This is a genomic window from Allomuricauda sp. XS_ASV26, from assembly GCF_041224615.1.
GTDB lineage: Bacteria > Bacteroidota > Bacteroidia > Flavobacteriales > Flavobacteriaceae > Flagellimonas > Flagellimonas alginolytica.
Map to the genome: position 1 here is coordinate 69,006 of NZ_JBGFGK010000033.1, position 14,833 is coordinate 83,838.

Sequence of the window (14,833 nt, forward strand, 5' to 3'; positions counted from 1 at the left end):
CATCATGAAACCTCTACAACTCCTTTTTCTAGTTCTTTTCACGACCACGATTTCGGGACAAGATCTACAACCTAAAAAAGAAAAAAACCTTTGGAACAACTTCACTTACGACGTTGGCAATATGTTTGGTGGTGTTGGATATGCCTACTCCCGTCCATTCCATTGGAAAGGTAACGACTGGGCCAATTTTGGTTATTTAACTGGCGGTACATTACTACTATTTACAGTTGATGATGAACTTAACCGTTGGAAAAATGGTTTTGACCAGGATGTTCCCGACCTTATTATGGACTATGGAAACAAATATGGTGCTCCCGAAAACAATTATATGCTAACGGGCGGCGTATATCTTGCCGGCTTATTTACCAAAAATGAAAAACTTCGCCGAACCGGGGTTCTTTTAATTTCTTCGGCCACTGCTGGGGGCTTTCTTCAACAGGTAAGTAAGCGGATCATTGGTAGGGCACGACCTAAAAGTGGTGCTGGATCGGGAACCTATGATCCTTTTCATTTGGACCGGGTGTACGATTATGATTCTTTCCCTTCCGGACACGCCATGCTTGCATTTAGCAACGCTTATGCCATTGCAAAGCAATTTAAAAGTCCTTGGGTAAAAGGAGGCCTTTATACTGTTGGGATGATTCCTGGACTAGTCCGTGTGTTGGATGATTTCCATTGGTTTTCGGATGTGGCGTTTAGTACTGTGCTAAGTATTTTTATCGTAGAGTCCATTGATCGTTACCTCGACTCCAAATACAATGAAAAATATAACAACAAAAGACCCAAAGACGTAAGTTGGAACCTATCTTTTGGTCCCAATAGGGTTGGTGTCTCCGTTAACTTTTAGGTTGACTCAAAATGCAATAATGTTAAATTTTATTTAGATTTATTTAAAATAATTATTTTTGCTCCGGTATTTCATTTCTATCAATGGGAAAGAAAAAGGACAAGAAAAAGCTCAAAAAGGCACAACTTAGAGAGTTGCCCCCAACTGGTAAGGTAAAATCCAAGTGCTGTAAAAAATATAAGAAGAGCGAGAGCAAGCGCTGTAAAAAATGTCCGTGCTTTGATCTTCTGAAAAAAGTTGCTTAGATAGGTTTGTCTTCCCGAGATTTTAAAATCTTCAAAAAAAATAACCCATTGCCTAATTAGAACATAGAACCCTTGGTATGTTCAGGCGTTGGTTAATACGATATCCACAAAAAAACGCCCCAACAATTGGGGCGCATTTATTAACCAACTAAAAATATGCAATCAAAAAATTCTTGGAGAAGCTACTTGGACAATTGAACCCACAGCCCCTTTGGATATATTTTCGTTGTCCTTGTATGTAAAATATATACTTGCCTTTTCGTAGAAGTAATCGCTATGCGTACACTGATTGTTGCAAGAATGGGCATACTGGGAGTATGCCTCCTGCTTGCTTGTCATGTATACTTGATAAGCCAGACGATTTTTGGTTTTTAGTTCCTTTTCGTATCGGACTTGATCTTGCCAAAAATCTTTTTCGTCATCTACATTTAAAAAAATGGCCGTTTGTTCTTTATAGGCGTCTTTTTTGGCTTGGTTTTCGTAAAAGGAAAGGTCATTCTCTTGTGCCGAAGCAATGGCCGCCAGCCCTAACGCTAAAAATACCGTGATGTGAACTTTTAATCTCATCTGTCTGAGTTCTTCTAAATACTGTGTTCATTATCTAAAGTTCTGGCGTTTGCCTTTATAACAACTTAATTTACATTTACCCTAATGTAAAAGCCAAAAAAATCGTTATTCTCCTCTTTTTGTCGCCTTGGAACAACTAAACTTACTTGCCCAACATCAACAATTCGTTGCATTTGATTTCCGTTATGTACCGCTTCTCACCTTCATTGGTTTCGTACGAACGGTTTACGAGCTTGCCCTCGATAATAACCTCTTTGCCCTTGCTTAGAAAATCTTCTGATATTTCGGCCAATTTGCCCCAGGCCACGATATTGTGCCATTGGGTATCCGTTACTTTTTCGCCCTTGTTGTTTTTGTATGTCTCGTTGGTCGCGATGGAAAACTTGGCCAATTTTGTCTCATTTTCCAGAACAATGATCTCTGGGTCGTTCCCCAGGTTGCCAATCAATTGTACTTTGTTTCTTAGTGAATTCATAATAGTAAGATTTAAGTTTAAAATTCAATTTTTGAATCCTGCTGATTCGATAGGGCAAACTTATATCCACAAAAAAACTGTATTCGGAATGCAACTATTTGTTTTCGTTTGTAAACGTATGTAAATAATTACGCATGATTATAAGTGACCCCTCATCCCTAATTTGTGTCATAAGAAATATATTTAATCATTCGACTTCATGCACATCAGAAATATTAATAGATACAAGGTCATTAAGCGGTTCAGTATTAGTAAAACGTTATTAGACATCAATGAAATCCTATATATTCAGGAAAAAGATACCGAACACGAAAATCCTCAAAAAATATTCAGTGAAACCAAAGAATATCTTACGGACATATCCCCGAAATTGTACAGTTCTCTACTACAGGGTTTCATTGTTCCCGATGAGCGCCTACCATCCAAACCAAAATAGGTCTTAACGGTTGCTAAATTTTCATATAAGGTTGATTTTATACTACTTACACAAAATTTTCAGTATAAATAATTACTGCTAAAATCTTCAAAACACAGTGGGAAAAGGCCTAAAACCCTATCGATATCGGCCCAAAAACCAATTGGATCAAGAATTAAATCGTTACGATCAATCCTCCCGGGCAATCTCTTATACTTTTACAGTGAACAAATAAAAAATCTAGTATATGGAAGCTGTTAAAGCAAAAAATAAAACATTCAAAAAATTAGGATTCACATATTTGGAAACTGCTGAAATCGTGGTCAGTTTAAACACCTTATTGGCCAATTATCAGGTCTTTTACAATAAACTGAGAAATTTTCATTGGAACATCGAAGGGCCCGATTTTTTTGAACTTCATGAAGAATTCGAAAACGAGTACAATACGGTAAAGGAAAATATCGATGTCGTTGCAGAAAGAATCCGGGTATTCGGAGTAAAAAGCAATTTTACCTTTAAGAAAACACTGGAGCTTTCCAAGATCAAAGAGCAAGAAAAAGAAATTTCCGCGTTGGAAATGGTAAGGGAAGTGCTCCACGACTATGAAATATTGCACGATAGAATGCTAGATGCGGTAAATGCCTCTCTGGAAACCGGCGATGTGGTAACCGAAAACATGATTACCGGATTTATGACCGAATTGGAAAAGAGACACTGGATGTTCACTTCTTTCCTAAAGTAGAAACCAGTCGGCACTCTCGAAAAAACAAAGTATTAACCTTAAAAAATAATTCTATGAAAAAGCTATTCACCATACTATCTATTGCCACCTTGACCGCATTTGCGGGATATGGGCAAAACAAGACTTCCGGCGTTATGAAAGCGACCACACAATTAAAAACCTTTACCGTTTCTGAAAATGGCAAGGAGCTACAGTACAGTGTTAAGGTAATGGAGCGCAGAAAATACGGAATGGAACTGGACCATAAGGACAAGGGCATGGTAAACCAAGATAGAAAAACATCAGCCGCCTATGTTACCAAACTAGTGGCCATTGATAGTGATTCCGATAACAACTACGATGATTATATGGTATTAAAATACAAGGGTACCGAAAACAATGATTTTGAAGTAGTACAGACGGACAAAGGATTTGATATCAATGTAGACGACAAATCCATGCACTACAATGTTCTGGAAAGCAATTATCTCGTAGATAAGAAGAGTAAAAACTTCTTTATTATCGAGGAATTTGAATCGAAATAAGTTTTAATTTCGTTTTTTGATTGATGAACGGCCGGAGATAATCTCCGGCTTTTTCAATTTTATATGCCCATATAAAGCCTATATTTGACCTAAAATTCAACCTATGGAAACTTGGTTACGCCCCACACAACTGGAAGGCGAATGGGTAAAACTGGTGCCCCTGCAAAAATCCCATAAAGTAGATTTGGCCTTCGCCGCATCGGATGGAAAGCTTTGGGAACTATGGTACACCTCGGTCCCCTCCCCCAAGACCATAGATGCCTATTTGGATGTTGCCCTGAACGAACAGGAAAATGGAACCGCATTGCCATTTGCCATAATCAATAAAAAGAACAACACCATTGTAGGCAGCACACGTTACATGAATTTGGATGCAAAAAACAAACGATTGGAGATCGGTTCAACTTGGTATGCCAAAAAAGTGCAGCGCACAGGCATCAATACCGAGGCCAAATACCTATTGTTAAAATATGCTTTTGAAAACTTAGGCTGCATTGCCGTAGAATTTCGGACGCACTTTCACAACCATCCATCCAGAAATGCCATTCTTCGACTAGGCGCAAAACAAGATGGTATTTTAAGAAACCATAGAATAGATGGTTCCGGAAACCTAAGGGACACCGTTGTTTTTTCCATTTTGAACAGCGAATGGAAAACCGTAAAAACTTCTTTGGAATTTAAGATGGGGATTAGACCTATAAATTAGCTTTTGCCCAATTTCAGCATATTTGCGAAATTATAGCTCGCCAATTCCAAGTTCTCCTCGACATTTGCCTTGGCATCGTCCAAATTGCCTACTTCATTAAGAATCGACACTGCATAATCCAGGCCCATTTCTTGTATTTGTCCAATGGTCACTTCTACCGAACCACAGAGTGCGGCAACGAGTACATTCTGTTTTTTCGCCGATTTTACCACTCCGTTAATGGTTTTGCCGGAAAAGGTTTGGGAATCCAGCTTTCCTTCCCCGGTAATTACCCAATCGGCACCCTGCAGCACTTTATCAAAATTGGCAAGTTGCATCACCAAATCTACGCCAGAGGCCAATTCCGCATTTAAAAACGTTATCGCTCCACCTCCTGCTCCACCGGCTGCACCGGCGCCATGGATCTCTTGGACATCAATCTTAAAAGTTGATCGCAAAATATTCGCAAAATGCCTTAAACCCTCGTCCAAAAAGGTAATCTCTTCTTCTGTTGCTCCTTTTTGAGCCCCATAAATTTTAGCAGCACCCAGCTCTCCATAAAATGGATTGGTCACATCGCAGGCCACTTGAATTTTTGTATCCATCAGTTTTGGATGTAGATTGTTTGTTCGTATTTCCCTTACCTTGCCCAGATTTCGCCCAATAGGCTTTAGCTGATTTCCATTCGCATCCACAAAAACGTAACCAAGGGCTTGGGCCATACCCATACCTCCATCGTTGGTTGCACTTCCTCCAATGCCCAATACAATGTTTCTGGCTCCTTTTTCAAGTGCATCCACCACCATTTCACCTGTTCCCAAGGTTGTGGTATCCATACAGTTCATCTCGGATTTTTGCAATAATTTATATCCAGAAGCTTCGGACATTTCAATAAAAGCCGTTTGCCTATCCTCGGAAAGCAGGTAAAAGGCGGTAATCTTCCTAAAAAGCGGGTCTGTAACAACAATCTTCTCTTTAGATGCCTTTAGGTAATCTATAACCACATCGATGGTACCGTCCCCACCATCGGCAAGGGGTCGATACACTGTTTCTGCATTGGGAAAAACTTTTTTGATGCCCCGGGCAACTATTTCACAAAATTCCCATCCAGTTAGGGAGCCTTTATATTTATCTGGTGCCAAAATAATTTTCATGCCTACAATGTACTCAAGTTAATTCAGTTAACCCATACATTCATGTGAATCAAAACTTTCAAATTAGACTACGGCACATGTTTTGAATGTAAAGATGAAGTATATACCTTTAATAAAAATTAATCATGAAAAAAACGATCTTTTTAATGGCCGCAGCGCTGTTCTCATCGGTAACTTTTGCCCAATCCAAAAACTTTTTGGACACCCCCTATCTGGAAACACAAGCCAAAGTGGACACTTTGGTGACCCCGGATAGAATATACCTCAATATCATTATCCAAGAAAAGGATACCAAAGGCCGTGTTTCTGTAGAGGAACAAGAAAACCAAATGGCACAACGCTTTAAAGCCATGGGCATCGACCTCACGGAACAACTTGTGATAAAAGACATGGGCAGCAATTTTAAAAAATACTTTTTGCGCCAAAAGGAAGTCCTAAAAAGCAAACAATATTCGCTTTTGGTCTATTCGGGAAAAGAACTCGGTGATGTTATGATGGCTTTGGAACAATTGGATATTGCCAATACCCATATCGAAAAAACCGAATATTCCATGATGGACGAATTAGAGCTGGAACTAAAATCCCGAGCAGTAAAGAGAGCGAAACAAAAAGCCGATGCCCTGACCCGACCTCTGGGCCAAAAAGTAGGCATGGCCATCCATATTGCAGATAATTCAAATTACTATCCTAGGTACAACCAAGCCCCCATGATGGAAATGAAAGCGGTTTCTGCTGATATGGGTCAGGCACAGCCCTTGGACATCGATTTTGAGAAAATCAATGTGGAGACCACTGTAAACGTAAAATTTGCTTTATCCAATTAACGATGGTAATGTAACACCGACCAAAAAACCATTATGAAACATATTACACTTATTTTCTTGTTGTGGGCGGGACTTGTTTCCGCCCAACATACAATGCAATTGAACAAAGGCCAATCATCACCAAAAGCCAATCTAGAGGATGTTTCATGGATCAAGGGCCACTGGATTGGCGAAGCTTTCGGAGGAACGGCCGAAGAAATTTGGAGTGCACCAATGGGCAATTCTATGATGTTTGTATTTCGACTAGTGAACAATGGCAAAGTTTCATTCTACGAATCAGGTCATATCCAACAATCGGACGATTCCATAATTCTCCAGCTCAAGCATTTTGACGGCAATATGAAAGGTTGGGAAGAAAAAGATAAAACCATTGATTTTAAACTAGTAAAACTAGAACCAAACAAGGTGTATTTTGAAGGGCTCACCATGGAAAAAATTGATGACGACCATATGAATGTCCATGTACTTATTGAAGAAAACAACAATACAGAAGAAATCCTGTTCGCTTACAAGAAAGTGAAGTAATTTAGTTTCATTGGAATACGTTGAATTAGTATCTTTAACGGACTAACTAATTCCAACACTCTCGTGAAAATAAGACCTTTACTATTATGTGCCATACTTTTGGCCTTGCACCCTGTTGATGCACAACGAAGAAACAAAAAATCCAACCAACCCTCCACAGAAGTCAACGACTCACTTTTTCCCGGTTTAAAATGGCGAAACATTGGTCCGTTCCGTGGCGGCCGAAGCGTTACATCCACCGGTGTAGTAGGGCAACCCTACACCTACTATATGGGTACCACTGGGGGTGGCATTTGGAAGACCACCGATGATGGTCTTACCTGGAAGAACATCTCCGATGGATTTCTAAAAACCGGAACCGTTGGCGATATTGCCGTTGCAGAAAGCAACCCTAATTTGGTTATCGCAGGAATGGGCGAACACGCCGCTCGGGGGGTTATGACATCCATGGGAGATGGAGTCTACAGATCTACCGATGCCGGTAAAACTTGGGAACATATAGGTTTGGATTACACACGCCACATTTCGGATGTTATAATCCATCCTACAGATCCAAATATCATCTTTGTCGCTGCCCAAGGCGCACAATATGGCCCATCCGAGGACAGAGGCATTTACCGTTCGACCAACGGCGGCAATACCTGGGAAAAAGTACTCTTTGTGGACTCAAATACAGGCGCTTCCTCCTTGAGTATGGACATGAACAACCCTTTGATTCTTTATGCATCCATGTGGCAACATCGCAGATATCCCTGGACAATGGAATCTGGCGGTGCCTCTTCGGGTCTTTATAAATCCACAGATGGTGGGACTACATGGAAAAAAATGGAAAAAGGACTTCCAAAAGAGTTTGGGAAATCCGGAATTTCGGTTTCTAGGGCAAATGCCGAGGTTGTATATGCCGTAATCGAAGCCGAAGGTGAAAAAGGTGGAGTATATAAAAGTACCGATGCTGGCAAAACATGGCGGCAGACCAATAAGGACCGTATCAATATAGCACGATCTTGGTACTACATGGAAATTTATGCCGATACGCAAGACGAAAACATCGTATATGTTCTCAATGCTCCCGTTACCAAATCCATCGATGGCGGAAAAACCTTTACCACGGTATCCACACCGCACGGTGACAACCATGATCTTTGGATCCATCCCGAGAACAACCAGATCATGGTCAATTCCAACGATGGAGGTGCTAATGTGTCCAACAACGGAGGTAAAAGCTGGAGCACACAGCAAAACCAAGCTACGGCGCAGTTTTATCGCGTAATTACCGATAATCTGGTACCGTACAACGTGTATGGTGGGCAGCAGGACAATTCTGCCATTTCCATTGCAAGCAGAACACATGGCTATGGAATTGATTGGAAAGATTGGTATTCCGTGGCAGGTTGCGAAAGCGCTTATTTGGCCTTTGACCCCGATAATCCGGAGGTGATATATGGTGGCTGCTACCAAGGTATCATCGAAAAATGGGTAAAGGCTTCAAGAGAATCCAAGCCCATAAAAGAATACCCAGAACTGGGACTGAGCAAAGTTCCCAAAGACTTTAAGTTCCGTTACAACTGGAACGCACCTATAATCAGTTCCCCCCACGACAGAAACACCATTTATCATGCCGGGAACGTGGTGTTTAGAACACAGGACGGGGGCAATAGCTGGGAAGTAGTGAGCCCCGATCTTACCCGGAACAATCCCGACCAGCAAGGTCCGGGAGGTGGCCCATACACCAACGAAGCAGCTGGTGGGGAAAACTACAATACCATTATGTACTTGGTGGAATCCCCTCACGAAAAAGGAGTTTTATATGCCGGTTCGGACGATGGACTGGTCCATATTACCAAAAATGGAGGTGAAAGCTGGGAAAATATTACCCCTCCCAATAGTAAAGAAGGTATTATAAACAGCATCGAAGTATCCCCGCACGAGCCAGGAACAGCATATATTACATTGATGCGCTATAAGTTCATGGACTTGAACTCCTATATTTTTAAAACCTCCGATTACGGGCAAACTTGGACCAAAATAACCAACGGAATAAATGGCGAGCACAACTTTACCCGTGTAGTGCGTGAGGACAAAAAGCAAAAAGGGTTACTGTATGCCGGTACCGAAACAGGTCTTTTTGTTTCACTGGATGATGGTTCCAACTGGCAACCGCTGCAATTAAACCTTCCTGTGGTACCCATCAATGATTTGGTGATCCACGATAATGATCTTGTAGCGGCAACAGCCGGTCGTTCTTTTTGGATTCTGGATGATCTAGGAGCGATCCAACATAGCATCGAACCAACTTCCGAGCTTCAAATTGTGCCCCCAAAACCTTCCTATCGCATCTTTAATGGAAGCACCAATTCCACTGTTCCAGGGTTGGGTCAAAACCCAAAATCGGGCGTTACTTTTGATTACTACCTGCCCAAAAAGTTGGACACGATAGAACTAAAACTCGAGGTACTTTCCGCTGGCAAGGTGATAAAAACAGTGACCAATCAACCCGATAAGAGTTTTAAAAGCTGGCCCGGTGGACCTCCAAAACCCGATGTATTGCCGTCGGCCAAAGGGTACAACCGTTTTACATGGGATTTTAGCAAAGAGGCTGTTCCTGCCGTGGACAAAGTTTTTGTTTATGGCAATTATAAAGGAGCTCGTGTGTCCCCTGGCACTTACACTTTACGTTTAACATCCGAGGGACGTTCCGTAGAAACAGAAGCAACGGTTCTTGCCAATCCAAAAGTTAGTGGCACTCCCATGGATTACGCAGAACAGCAATCGGTACTCAATAAAATTGATGAAACAGTGGCAAGTATGCACCATTCCGTAAACCAAATGCGCGAGGCCAAAAGTCAGTTAAAACATTATAAAAAATTGCTTAAAGACCACGAAAACGCCAAAGCATTGTTGGAAAACGGTGATGAATTATTGGAGAGAATAACCAATTGGGAAGAAAAGCTGATCCAGCCCAACCAAAAAACTTTCCAAGATGTAATCAATTTTAAAAATCAACTCAATGCCGAATTTATGCATTTGAAAGGCTTTGTAGATGTGGCCGAACCAAAGGTAACCCAAGGTGCCAAAGAAAGGTTACGTGATCTTTTGGCCCAATGGAAGACTTACGAAGATGAAAAAAACGCCATTGTAGTGGATGGTATGGGAACATATAACCAAATGTTCAAAGCATTGGATGTGCCCGCCATAATCTTGACCAAGGAGTAATGGCGGATAACTTTTGGCTGGAACAGGAGTTCGTAAAACAGGATTTTACCCAAACAAAATTGCCCAAAGGCGATTATGAAGAATGTAGTTTTGTGGACTGCCTGTTCTCCAAAGGTTTTTTGGACAACCAGAATTTTGTGGACTGCACTTTTGATGGGTGCGACCTTACCAATACCAATATTGCCCATACCATTTTTAATGGTGCAACCTTTAAAAGCTGTAAAATGGTGGGGGTTCAATTTGAGACCTGTAATCAACTTTTATTGACTTTGCGTTTTTTGGACTGTAATTTATCCGTGGCATCATTTATTGGGATGAACCTCCCCCAAATCCAATTTATGGACTGCAGGCTGCATCAAACCGATTTTACAGACACCCAATTAACTATGGCCAAATTTCCAAATTGTGATTTTGACAATGCTATTTTCGAGAATACGGATCTAAGCGGAGCCGATTTGAGTACTGCCTTTGGTTTTAATATAGATCCAACCATCAACCAACTAAGGAAAACCAGGTTTAGCCAAGAGGGATTGATCGGTTTATTAAAAAAGTATGATATTGTGGTAACCTAAATCTTATCACATGTCCGAAAGAAATTGTTTGGTCTGCGGTGAAAAACTACTCGGTCGCATAGATCAAAAGTACTGTTCCGACCATTGTAGGAACGCCTATAACAACCGACTTAACCGAGACAATAAAAACCTAGTACGCAACATAAACAACAAATTGCGCAAAAACTACCGGATACTGAATGGCTTTACCCTCCGGGATGGGAAAACAAAGACCACAAAAATGCGTTTGTTGGATAAAGGTTTTGATTTTGAATACATTACAAACCTATATACCACAAAAAAGGGCAGTACCTATTTTTTTGTGTACGATCTAGGGTATTTGCCGCTGGACAACGACTATTTTATGATCGTAAAAAGGGAGTGATCATTTCCAACTGTGCGACGTTAATTTAAGTGCTGCGATCACAATATCCTTTCGGCTTATCTGCCCAACGAGAATATCGTTTTTCATAACGGGCAATCTGCGCCTATTGTGACGATCAAATACGCCCGCTGCATCGAAAATGGACATGTCGTGGGGAATGGTCTCTACATTTTTGGTCATAAACCGCTCAACACTTTTATCCAAAATGGGTTGGTTAAAATACCTACTCTCCGATATCTGTTTCATACAATCCGCCTCGGATATGATTCCTACCAAAAACCCATTATTATCTACCACTGGTCCACCGGAAATATGATGTTTGGCAAACGTCTCCATTACTTCCAAAATGGACTGTTCAGGGGAAAATGTGATCAATTTATTGGTCATGTAATCTTCCACCAAAATTGGGGCATTGTACTTTTTCTTGTTCTCCTCCTTGCTCCGTATGCCTTGAAAACTTTTGATTGCCATAAGGTTAGATTTTAAAGTTGATTCTTAAATATAGTTTTTTTTAGCGAATAACCTAATTTTAAGCGCTTAAAGATGAGAACCTTTCATATATTCACATTTTAAATTATGAATATCACTACGCCATGAAGTTTTCCCGGACCCTTGCCCTAATTCTACTTTTTCTTGCCGTGTATTGGAGTTTTAGATCCTTGACGCCCCAGTACAAAACCGATCAGGATGCCCCGTTGGGAGCTTTCTCCACAGATAGAGCACTTTCCCATGTAAAAGAATTATCCAAAGAACCACATGCCGTTGGTTTTCCAGGACACCAAAGAGCCAGGACCTATATTATCTCCGAACTCAAAAAAATGGGTCTAGAAACTACCACACAACAGGGTTACACCGCTGGAGACTGGGGCAATCTGAGCAAAGCCACGAATATTTTGGCAAGAATTAAGGGCAGTGGCAACGGAAAAGCATTATTGGTGCTCTCGCATTACGATAGTAGCCCCCATTCCTCCTTTGGAGCAAGTGATGCAGGTAGTGGAGTTGCCACAATTTTGGAGGGAATCCGAGCATTTTTGAGCAACAATGAAACCCCAGAGAACGATATCATTATCCTAATTACCGATGCCGAGGAACTTGGCCTTAATGGGGCCGACCTTTTCGTAAATAAACACCCTTGGGCAAAAAATGTGGGGCTAGCCCTAAATTTTGAGGCTCGCGGTAGCGGCGGGCCCAGTTATATGCTTATAGAGACCAATCGCGGCAATGGCACTTTGATCAAGGAATTTACAAAAGCAAATCCCAAATACCCGGTTGCGAACTCTTTGGCCTATAGCATTTATAAAATGCTCCCCAACGATACCGACCTAACCGTTTTTAGGGAAGATGCAGATATTGATGGATTTAACTTTGCTTTTATAGATGACCATTTTGATTACCACACCGCCCTGGACAATTATGAGCGTTTGGACCGAAAAACCCTAGCTCACCAAGGCAGTTATTTAATGCCGTTGCTCGCACATTTTAGTAATGCCGATTTGGATAATTTAAAAAGTTTGGATGATTATGTGTATTTCAATATCCCCATCTTTAATCTGGTTTCCTATCCTTTTGAGTGGATCTGGCCCGCATTTGGCATTGCAGTTTTGGCTTTTGTCCTGTTACTTTTTTCAGGGTTTAAAAAACAGGTCTTAAAAACAAACGATGTTTTAAAAGGCTTTGTTCCCGTCCTCATCACCTTAATGGTGAACAGTGCGGTCGGGTATTTTTGTTGGGCCATAATTACATGGTGGTACCCCGGGTATAAGGATATGCTCCACGGGTTTACCTATAACGGCCATACTTACATTGCCGTGTATGTTATGTTCTCGCTGTTTATCTGCTTTTACACCTATCATAAATTCCGAAAAACCCCTACCCCAAGTTTATTGGTAGCCCCTATTTTTATTTGGTTGCTAATTTGCGGCTTGGTAGCACAATACTTAAAAGGCGCCAGTTTTTTTATAGTTCCCCTGTTCGGCTTGCTGGCAGGGCTGCTCGTAACCACCAATCAAAAGAAGCCCAATCCATTTTTAATGCTGTTCTTGGCCTTGCCCGCGGTTCTTATCTATTCCCCATTCATTAAAATGTTTCCCGTAGGCCTTGGTTTAAAAATGATGGTGGCCGCGACCCTTTTTACGACGTTGTTGTTTTTCCTGGCACTCCCATTTTTAGGTCAGTTAAAAAGTAAAAGGAGACTGGCCTATTTATTTCTGCTTCTTTTTTTTGCATTCGGAATTACGAGTCACATACAATCCGACTTCAACGAAGAAAGACCAAAACCCAGCAGTTTGCTATATGTTTATAATACGGACGACGACTCAGCACTATGGGCCACATACGATAACGTTCTAATTGATTGGAACGGCCAATTTATTAACGAAAACAAAAGAAAACCTAAAGCTGAGACCATATCCAGCAAATACCGCACTAACTTAAATTATGTGGCAGATGCACCAAAAAAACAACTGGAAGCATCCTATATTGATACCGTGATGGACACTATTGTTGGGAAAAACAGGGTAATAGAACTTTGCATCACACCGAAAAGAACGGTGAACCGCCTTGAGGTATTTACCAATCCGATCAATTTATCGAAGGCAAAAGTGAACCAAATCGAATTATCCCCTTATTTCCTCGAAAACAGGAAAAACAGGTTGGTCACTCATTATATTTCCAATAATGATTTTACAGAACTGCAACTCCAATTCCCTAAGGATTCGGTATTGGAACTCACTTTATACGAAGCATCCAACGATTTGTTGACACATCCGGATTTTAGCATACCGAAAAGACCAAAAAACAGTATTCCCACCCCTTTTGTGTTAAATGATGCTATATTGACCATAAAAACTTTGCGATTTGAATAAATATATTGGTATTCTGGGATGTGGTTGGCTGGGATTTCCCTTGGCCAAATCATTGATAAAAAAAGGATATCACGTTAAAGGGACCACCACTTCCACCGATAAATTAATGGAATTACAAAAAGAAGGTATTGAACCCTTCGAAATTCGTTTGACCGAAACTGGAACCGAGGGAAATATTAAGGAATTTCTTTCCCAAGTCGGGACCTTGATCATTAATGTGCCACCGAAGTTACGAGGCAATAATGCCGAGAGTTTTGTTGACAAAATAAAGTTCCTGATATCTGAATTGAAAGACAGCGAAATTTCCAATATTATTTTTGTGAGCAGTACTGCGGTATACGGAGATTTGGAGGGAGAGGTTACCGAAGCAACACCAGTATATCCCAATACGGAATCGGGCAGACAATTGGTGCAATGTGAAAACATGTTCCAAAAAGAAGTTGGCCTCGATACCACTATAGTCCGCTTTGGAGGGCTAATTGGTCCGGACAGACACCCTGTGACCACCTTATCGGGTAGGAAGCAACTTGGCAACGGCAACCATGCCATCAACTTGATTCACCTGTACGATTGCATTCACATGATCCAAACCATATTAGAAGAAGGTTATTGGGGCGAAATTTTCAACGGTGTTTACCCTTATCATCCCAAAAAGCAATTGTACTATTTTGAGGAGGCCCAGAAAAGAGGAATCCCCACGCCATCGTATAAAGAAACATCATCCAAGGCAATGGGAAAAATCGTTTTGAGCCAGAATTTTTTAAACAAATCCCATAACTTCACTACCTCCATTGTTTCCTGAGAACCTTCCATTACT

The 14,833-nt window shown here is 41.1% G+C and carries 17 protein-coding genes; 13 read left to right on the plus strand and 4 right to left on the minus strand.

Annotated elements, in window-relative coordinates:
- Nucleotides 1–4: 4 nt before the first annotated feature.
- Together AB9K32_RS12370 and AB9K32_RS12375 are read left to right on the plus strand one after the other, a co-directional pair.
- Complete coding sequence (locus AB9K32_RS12370) at nucleotides 5–847, plus strand: phosphatase PAP2 family protein (RefSeq protein WP_338197938.1); 843 nt, start codon at nucleotides 5–7, stop codon at nucleotides 845–847.
- Nucleotides 848–930: 83 nt separating this feature from the next.
- Entirely contained in the window at nucleotides 931–1,092 is a 162-nt protein-coding gene (locus AB9K32_RS12375; protein ID WP_224835716.1) for a hypothetical protein, read from the plus strand.
- Between the two features lie 162 nt (nucleotides 1,093–1,254).
- Here AB9K32_RS12375 and AB9K32_RS12380 read toward each other — a convergent pair whose 3' ends face one another.
- Together AB9K32_RS12380 and AB9K32_RS12385 are read right to left on the minus strand one after the other, a co-directional pair.
- On the minus strand, nucleotides 1,255–1,659 hold the full coding sequence (locus AB9K32_RS12380; protein WP_338197936.1) for a hypothetical protein: 405 nt from the start codon (nucleotides 1,657–1,659) through the stop codon (nucleotides 1,255–1,257).
- A gap of 142 nt (nucleotides 1,660–1,801) precedes the next feature.
- Nucleotides 1,802–2,134: a single-stranded DNA-binding protein gene (locus AB9K32_RS12385; protein WP_338197933.1), complete on the minus strand. Its 333-nt coding sequence runs from the start codon at nucleotides 2,132–2,134 to the stop codon at nucleotides 1,802–1,804.
- Nucleotides 2,135–2,333: 199 nt separating this feature from the next.
- On the opposite strand from AB9K32_RS12385, the gene AB9K32_RS12390 reads away from it, so the two are divergent.
- The 4 genes from AB9K32_RS12390 (at nucleotide 2,334) to AB9K32_RS12405 (ending at nucleotide 4,521) form a co-directional block, all read left to right on the plus strand.
- The gene (locus tag AB9K32_RS12390) at nucleotides 2,334–2,570 is read left to right on the plus strand and encodes a hypothetical protein (protein WP_224835719.1); all 237 of its coding nucleotides are present in this window, start codon (nucleotides 2,334–2,336) and stop codon (nucleotides 2,568–2,570) included.
- A 226-nt stretch (nucleotides 2,571–2,796) separates the two neighbouring features.
- Nucleotides 2,797–3,291, plus strand: coding sequence for a Dps family protein (locus AB9K32_RS12395; RefSeq protein WP_338197930.1), 495 nt, complete (start codon nucleotides 2,797–2,799; stop codon nucleotides 3,289–3,291).
- Nucleotides 3,292–3,344: 53 nt separating this feature from the next.
- Nucleotides 3,345–3,815, plus strand: coding sequence for a hypothetical protein (locus tag AB9K32_RS12400; RefSeq protein ID WP_224835721.1), 471 nt, complete (start codon nucleotides 3,345–3,347; stop codon nucleotides 3,813–3,815).
- A gap of 103 nt (nucleotides 3,816–3,918) precedes the next feature.
- The gene (locus AB9K32_RS12405; RefSeq protein ID WP_224835722.1) at nucleotides 3,919–4,521 is read left to right on the plus strand and encodes a GNAT family N-acetyltransferase; all 603 of its coding nucleotides are present in this window, start codon (nucleotides 3,919–3,921) and stop codon (nucleotides 4,519–4,521) included.
- Here AB9K32_RS12405 and AB9K32_RS12410 read toward each other — a convergent pair.
- On the minus strand, nucleotides 4,518–5,654 hold the full coding sequence (locus AB9K32_RS12410) for a glycerate kinase (protein ID WP_338197927.1): 1,137 nt from the start codon (nucleotides 5,652–5,654) through the stop codon (nucleotides 4,518–4,520). The two genes, AB9K32_RS12405 and AB9K32_RS12410, sit on opposite strands and share 4 nt — an antisense overlap.
- 125 nt (nucleotides 5,655–5,779) lie before the next feature.
- On the opposite strand from AB9K32_RS12410, the gene AB9K32_RS12415 reads away from it, so the two are divergent.
- From AB9K32_RS12415 to AB9K32_RS12435, 5 genes are all read left to right on the plus strand, one after another.
- On the plus strand, nucleotides 5,780–6,478 hold the full coding sequence (locus AB9K32_RS12415) for an SIMPL domain-containing protein (RefSeq protein ID WP_293297400.1): 699 nt from the start codon (nucleotides 5,780–5,782) through the stop codon (nucleotides 6,476–6,478).
- A 33-nt stretch (nucleotides 6,479–6,511) separates the two neighbouring features.
- Nucleotides 6,512–7,003, plus strand: a complete 492-nt coding sequence (locus tag AB9K32_RS12420) for a DUF6265 family protein (protein WP_252078782.1) — start codon at nucleotides 6,512–6,514, stop codon at nucleotides 7,001–7,003.
- 63 nt (nucleotides 7,004–7,066) lie between these two features.
- Nucleotides 7,067–10,216 (plus strand): glycosyl hydrolase, encoded by a 3,150-nt coding sequence (locus tag AB9K32_RS12425; RefSeq protein ID WP_369885362.1) that lies wholly within the window; start codon nucleotides 7,067–7,069, stop codon nucleotides 10,214–10,216.
- Nucleotides 10,216–10,788, plus strand: a complete 573-nt coding sequence (locus AB9K32_RS12430) for a pentapeptide repeat-containing protein (protein WP_224835727.1) — start codon at nucleotides 10,216–10,218, stop codon at nucleotides 10,786–10,788. Before AB9K32_RS12425 ends, AB9K32_RS12430 begins: the two co-directional genes overlap by 1 nt.
- 10 nt (nucleotides 10,789–10,798) lie before the next feature.
- The gene (locus AB9K32_RS12435; RefSeq protein WP_369885363.1) at nucleotides 10,799–11,152 is read left to right on the plus strand and encodes a hypothetical protein; all 354 of its coding nucleotides are present in this window, start codon (nucleotides 10,799–10,801) and stop codon (nucleotides 11,150–11,152) included.
- On the opposite strand, the gene AB9K32_RS12440 is transcribed toward AB9K32_RS12435, so the two are convergent.
- A complete protein-coding gene (locus AB9K32_RS12440; protein ID WP_224835729.1) occupies nucleotides 11,153–11,623 on the minus strand; it encodes a CBS domain-containing protein in 471 nt (156 codons plus the stop codon). It lies immediately after the preceding gene.
- A 122-nt stretch (nucleotides 11,624–11,745) separates the two neighbouring features.
- On the opposite strand from AB9K32_RS12440, the gene AB9K32_RS12445 reads away from it, so the two are divergent.
- Both AB9K32_RS12445 and AB9K32_RS12450 read left to right on the plus strand, forming a co-directional pair.
- A complete protein-coding gene (locus AB9K32_RS12445) occupies nucleotides 11,746–14,016 on the plus strand; it encodes a M28 family peptidase (RefSeq protein WP_369885364.1) in 2,271 nt (756 codons plus the stop codon).
- Nucleotides 14,009–14,818, plus strand: coding sequence for an NAD-dependent epimerase/dehydratase family protein (locus AB9K32_RS12450; protein WP_369885365.1), 810 nt, complete (start codon nucleotides 14,009–14,011; stop codon nucleotides 14,816–14,818). The genes AB9K32_RS12445 and AB9K32_RS12450 overlap by 8 nt, the downstream gene beginning before the upstream one ends.
- Nucleotides 14,819–14,833: the final 15 nt, after the last annotated feature.